The sequence below is a fragment of the Tropicimonas sp. IMCC6043 genome (assembly GCF_004146235.1).
Classification (GTDB): domain Bacteria; phylum Pseudomonadota; class Alphaproteobacteria; order Rhodobacterales; family Rhodobacteraceae; genus Tropicimonas.
Genome location: NZ_SELO01000110.1, coordinates 1 through 1,787, shown reverse-complemented (window position 1 = coordinate 1,787; position 1,787 = coordinate 1). Strand labels below are relative to the sequence as shown.

General features: G+C 72.2%; 1 protein-coding gene. It reads left to right on the top strand.

Translation table 11 applies throughout. The features are described from left to right. The first annotated feature begins 14 nt into the window (after window positions 1-14). Window positions 15-1,763 carry a dihydroxyacetone kinase subunit DhaL gene (dhaL, locus tag EU800_RS25930; RefSeq protein ID WP_129636338.1) on the top strand — a complete coding sequence of 583 codons (1,749 nt, stop codon included), beginning with the start codon at window positions 15-17 and terminating at the stop codon, window positions 1,761-1,763. The last annotated feature ends 24 nt before the right edge of the window (window positions 1,764-1,787 follow it).

The window sequence follows — 1,787 nt, the reverse complement described above, 5'->3', positions numbered from 1 at the left end:
GGGAGGAAGACGGCATGAGCGAGACGCACACGAAGAAGCTGATGAACGCGCCCGAGGCGATCATTCCGGAGATGATCGAGGGGATGGTTCTGGCGCATCCGGAGATGCTTCGGGTGGAGGGGGCGACGGGGCGCGCGGTTGTGGCGGTGGACGGTCCCCGGGACGGCAAGGTTGGGATCGTGATCGGCGGCGGGTCGGGGCACGAGCCGGCCTTTGCGGGCTATGTCGGCCGGGGGCTGGCGGATGCGGCGGCGGTGGGCAATGTCTTCGCCTCGCCCAGCCCGGAGCATATCAAGGAGGCGGCGATGGCCGCCGATGGCGGCGCGGGGGTGGTGTTTCTCTACGGAAACTACACCGGCGACGTGCTCAATTTCGACATGGCGGCGGAGGAATGCGCCGAGCTCGGCATCGACGTGCGCTCGGTGGCGGTGATCGACGACGTGGCCTCGGCGCCGAAGGAGAAGGCGGGCGAGCGGCGCGGCATCGCCGGCGATTTCTTCGTCTTCAAGGTGGCGGGGGCGGCGGCCGACATGGGGCTCTCGCTCGATCAGGTCGAGGCGGCGGCGCGGAAGGCCAACGCGGCGACGCTGTCGATGGGGGTGGCGCTCTCGGCCTGTTCGATGCCGCAGACGCTGAAGCCCAATTTCGAGATCGGCGCGGACGAGATGGAGATCGGCATGGGGCTGCACGGCGAGCCCGGCATGCGGCGCGCGAAGGTCGACACGGCCGACAACGTCACCGACGAGATGATGCGGCTGATCCTGGGCGAGATGGCCCCGGCGCCGGGCGACGAGGTGGCGGTGCTGGTGAACGGGCTCGGGGCGACCGGTCTGATGGAGCTCTACCTGATCCAGCGGCGGGTGGCGCAGATCCTCGGCGAGGCGGGCGTGACGATCTGGCAGAGCTGGGTCGGGGAATACTGCACCTCGATGGAGATGGCGGGCGCGTCCGTCACGCTCATCAAGCTCGACGCGGAGCTGAAGGGCTTTCTCGCGCATCCCTGCCGGACGCCGGCGCTGACGGTGGGGGCTGCGCCCGCAGCGGTCGCGGGCGCGACGCGGACGGCGCGGGACTATGCCGCCGCGGGGCGCGCCGACACGGTCGACCGGGCGTCGCTGAAGGCCGAGGGGCCGGTGACGCCGGAGGTCTTCCGGGCGATGCTGCTGTCGGCGGCGGCGGCGATCGCGCGGGAGAAGGACCGGCTTTCGGAGCTCGACGGGGTGATCGGCGACGGCGATCACGGGGTGACGATGGATATCGGCTGGCAGGCGGTGGCAGCCGCGCTCGCCGCGGCGCCGGAGGAAGACACGATCAGCCAGACCTGCACGAAGGCGGCGAAGGCGTTTCTCGATGCGGTGGGCGCCTCCTCGGGGCCGCTCTATGCGGGGGCGTTCAACAGCGCGGGCAAGGCGGTCTCGGACCGCCTGAACCTCGACGCGGGCGCGATGGCGGCCTGGGTGGAGGGGATGCTGACGGGGATCCTGGGGCGCGGCGGGGCGGCCCCCGGCGACAAGACGATGATCGACGCCTGGCAGCCGGCGGCCGAGGCGGCGCGGGCGGCGGAGGCGGCGGGCGAGGATGCCGGCGCTGTCCTCGCGGCCGCGGCCGAGGGCGCGCACGCCGGCGCGGAGGCGACGCGCGACATGGAAAGCCGGCGGGGGCGGTCGAAGAAGCTCGGCGCCCGCTCGGTCGGCCATGTCGACCCCGGCGCCGCCTCCACCCACGTCATCCTCGCCGCCATGCGCGACGCCTTCCCCAACTGAAACAACGCCGCGGTCCCCAAAAGG

What these genes read in the sequence shown, in the direction of transcription:
- dhaL (WP_129636338.1), top strand. Translation starts at nt 15, where the DNA reads ATGAGCGAGACGCACACGAAGAAGCTGATGAACGCGCCCGAGGCGATC.